Here is a 4104-nt window from a genome sequence, read left to right on the forward strand (position 1 = left end):
ACAATATGTTGCATCGTCTTAATTTTAGAGTTATTAATTAAAAAATAATTTATTTATTCAGGTTGCTTTTGTGATAGGAATAAGAAAAGTAAATGATCAATCCCAATCCCAGCCATAGTAGAAATCTAAGCCAGTTGGTATAGCCCAATTCGGTCATGAGGTATAAGCAACTTAACATTCCCAAAACTGGAATTAGCGATAAGCTTTTCATGAATGACAGCACAGACATGATTATTGCTGCCAGAATAAATAAGAAATAGGGGAGTTTATCCTTATAAACATGCCAGTCGCCATTATATTCAAATAATCCTAAAATCTGATCTTTAAAAGCAATGAAAAGTCCGATGAACAGTATCGGAACTATAAATTTTGAATTTACATAAGGTATACGAAAACGTTTATGCTTCGATTCTTCGGCGCTTTCTTTTGGAAGAAGAAGCACTCCTGCGCAAACTAATACAAATGCAAATAGGGTCCCAATGCTTGTTAAATCCGTAACCTCTGTCAGATTCATGAATAGTGCCGGAATAGCTACAAGGGCACCCGTAACGAGGGTTGCAAACCAAGGTGTTTTATATTTTGGGTGAATGCTTGAGAATTTTTTGGGTAATAAACCATCGCGACTCATCGCCATCCAGATACGTGGTTGCCCCATTTGAAAAATCAATAATACACTTGCTGTAGCGATAACTGCACTGATTGAAATGATATAACTGATGTTTTCTAATCCCACATTTTTGAATACAAAAGCCAAAGGATCTTCAACTTGCAGATCTTTATAGTTCACCATTCCAGTAAGCACAAGCGCCACAAGAATATAAAGCACTGTGCAAATAATGAGGGAGTAAATCATCCCTTTGGGAAGATCGCGTTGCGGATTCTTACATTCTTCTGCTGTTGTTGAAATGGCATCAAAGCCGATATAGGCAAAGAAAACTCCAGATACACCTTTCATCATTCCCTCAAAACCATTTGGCATAAAAGGATCCCAATTGGCAGGTTTTACATAGAAAAACCCCAGTATAATAACCCCAATAACAACTCCCACTTTGAGAATTACCATGGCATTAGTTGCTTTTTTAGTTTCTTTAATTCCAATAAAAACGAGATAGGTTATAAAGAAGACGATGGCAAGGGCCGGAATATCAGCGATGAATTTAAAATTACCAATTCCGGGAGCATTTGCCCATGCTTGAGCGGCAAATATTGCTTTTTCGCTCATTCCGCCAATATTTGATCCTGCTGCCACAAATTCTGTATGTGCTTTGGAAGCCGACAGGTAATCCATGGTTAAGTATGCTGGAATATGAATGTTAAAGCCACTCAGTAAATTTGTAAAATATTCACTCCATGATATGGCTACCGCGATATTTCCAATAGCATATTCCATTAAAAGATCCCATCCAATTATCCAGGCTATTAGTTCGCCGAAGGAAGCGTAGGCATAGGTGTAAGCGCTGCCTGCCACTGGAATTCTAGATGCAAATTCCGCATAGCATAAAGCCGAAAAACCACAAGTGATTGCGGTAACCACGAATAAAATACTAACTCCTGGTCCGCCATGAAAGGCTGCATTACCAATTGTAGAAAAAATTCCTGCCCCAATTACGGCTGCAATTCCCATGAGGGTAAGATCCTTTACATTAAGAACCCGTTTTAATCCATCTGCTTCATTTTCTGCATCAGAAAAACCGGCATTACGGTCTCTCATGATCATCTCAATCGATTTTTTTCGAAACAGGTTTATAGACATATTTTCTTAGGATTGCTCGTTTAAAGAATCAAACATAAAAAATATTTAGTTCGGATTAAACATTCAAGCTAAATATTGATTGTCGGATTCTTTTTTATTTCACTATTTATGATCCTTAATCTAAATCTTTTAGTTCAGCCTTAACAAAATCTGCTAATTCTTTCACGTATTCAGCGCTAAAATTGAATTCGATACCTGCGGTTTCATAAATCTCTTTTATCGTTTTGGTATAGCCTAGTTTTAATGCATCTAAATACATCAAAAGGCCTTTTTCGGGATCTTTTTTATAATTTTTCCAAACGGCAATGGCGCCAAGTTGAGCAATTCCATACTCAATGTAGTAAAATGGGACTTCAAAAATATGAAGTTGTTTTTGCCATAGGTTTTCTTGAGCTTCCGGATGCTCAGACCAATCACTAAAATTATTCCCGAAAGCTTTAAATATATTTTTCCATGCTTGCGACCGCTCTTCAACGCTATGCTCCGGGTTGGTATAAATCCAATGTTGAAATTGATCTACAACAGCAACCCATGGAAGGGTTTTTAAAACATCTTTCAACTGATCTTTTTTGGCTCTTTTTAAATCTTCCGGGTTTTCGAAATAAACATCCCAATGATCCATTGAGATTAATTCCATACTCATAGAGGCCAATTCAGCAACTTCGGATGGTGTATGTTTAAAATCGTTTAACTCAAGTCCCGCAGTAATAAAAGTATGAATGGCATGACCACCTTCATGTACCATGGTGGTTAAATCGCGGAATGTGCCTGCAGAATTCATGAATATGAATGGAGCGCCACTTTCGGCCAATGGGTAATTATAACCACCAGGGGCCTTGCCTTTGCGACTATCTACGTCAAAAAAGCCGTTTATTTTCATGATTTCGAGCCTTTCGCCAATGTAAGGACTCAAACCTTGGAAACATTTGATGGATTTATCAATCAGTTCTTCCCCATTTTTAAATGGTTTTAGAGCAGCTTTTCCGGAGGTGTCAACTTCCATGTCCCACGGCTTTAACTCGCTTAGATTTAGAGCTATTCTACGGTTTTCTGCTTGATCTTTTAAAATTGGTACAATTTCTTTTTCAATCGCTTTATGAAAATTTAGGCAGTCTGCCGCTGTATAATCAAAGCGCCCCAATGCTTGGAACATATAATCCCTGAAATTCTCAAAGCCTGCATTCAAAGCTACCTGATGGCGGAGTTTTAATAGGCTATTAAATAATTCATCCAGCTTATCTTTGTCCTGTAACCTGCGTGCCGTTATGGCCTCCCATGCCTCCTGGCGAACTGTGCGATCTGTATCTTTCAAAAAGACAGCAGCTTGCTCGAGCGTATATTCGTGATTGTTGAGTATGACCGACATAGAACCGGTAATTCCCTGATATTTCTGTTGTTCTACTTGGATTTGAGTTAGTAAGGGAATGTTTTCTTCACGAAATAGTTCAAGTGCTTTTTTGATTCCACGGGTAAATACAAAGAATTTATCCTTATCTAATTCGGCGGTAAATGGGCAATTAATAAATTTTTTGTTTAATTCATTGCTAATGGGTGCGATTTTAGGCTCAATTTCAGTTGCAAAATATTGAAAATCATTCAAGAGCTTTTCATCTGTCGTATCGCAGGTCATGCGTATATATCTCCATGCAAAATCCTCTTCTAATGCTGCTTCAAGTTCACTGCGGTCTAGAAGCCATTGCTCAAGCTCAGAAAGAGAATGAATACTTCTTGTTGTCAATTCATTGAATATTGGCGCTAGGCTATTCCAGTCCACTTTTAAAGTCTCAGGGATATAGGTTCTTGTTTTTTTTGAAATCTTCAGATCGTTCATATTAATATTGATTGCGAAGGTAAATGTCTAATAAAAAAAAGCTTGCGAAGACTACGGATGCGATACCATTGGTCGTGAAAAATGCACGGTCGACTTTCGAAAGGTCGTTAGGTTTTACTAATTTATGCTGATAAATCAACAAAATGGCAAAAAATAAGATGCCAGCAAGGTAAAACCAAGATAAATCCGACTTGAAATAAGGAATTGCTACAAATATTACTGCTAGAATATGCAGAATAGATGAAACCTTTAATGCTCTTTCTTTGCCCAACCATGCTGGGATGGAATTTAGATTGTTTTTGCGATCAAATTCCTCATCTTGAAGTGCGTAGATAATATCAAAGCCACTAACCCAGCATAAAACGGCAAGTGAAAAATAAATGGGAAGCATAGCAAATTCGCCTGCCACAACTAAATACGCTCCGATTGGCGCTAGGGCCAAGCCCAAACCCAAAACAAGGTGGCATAATGGCGTAAATCGTTTCGTATAGCTATAGCCAAGTACTACAGCTAGCGCTAT

General features: G+C 37.9%; 3 protein-coding genes. All 3 read right to left on the reverse strand.

What is annotated here, in order from left to right; genetic code table 11:
* Positions 1–49: 49 nt before the first annotated feature.
* Positions 50–1753, reverse strand: coding sequence for an amino acid permease (locus ACILQF_RS11260; RefSeq protein ID WP_395627505.1), 1704 nt, complete (start codon positions 1751–1753; stop codon positions 50–52).
* Positions 1754–1868: 115 nt separating this feature from the next.
* Positions 1869–3584, reverse strand: coding sequence for a M3 family oligoendopeptidase (locus ACILQF_RS11265; protein WP_395627506.1), 1716 nt, complete (start codon positions 3582–3584; stop codon positions 1869–1871).
* 1 nt (position 3585) lies between these two features.
* The coding region (locus ACILQF_RS11270; protein WP_395627507.1) for a UbiA family prenyltransferase at positions 3586–4104 on the reverse strand (519 nt) is incomplete at its 5' end.

Origin of the sequence: Daejeonella sp. (assembly GCF_044232565.1) — a bacterium.
GTDB lineage: Bacteria > Bacteroidota > Bacteroidia > Sphingobacteriales > Sphingobacteriaceae > Daejeonella.

Coding starts and splice junctions, on each gene's coding strand:
- ACILQF_RS11260 (WP_395627505.1), bottom strand. CDS start 1,753: ATGTCTATAAACCTGTTTCGAAAAAAATCGATTGAGATGATCATGAGA.
- ACILQF_RS11265 (WP_395627506.1), bottom strand. CDS start 3,584: ATGAACGATCTGAAGATTTCAAAAAAAACAAGAACCTATATCCCTGAG.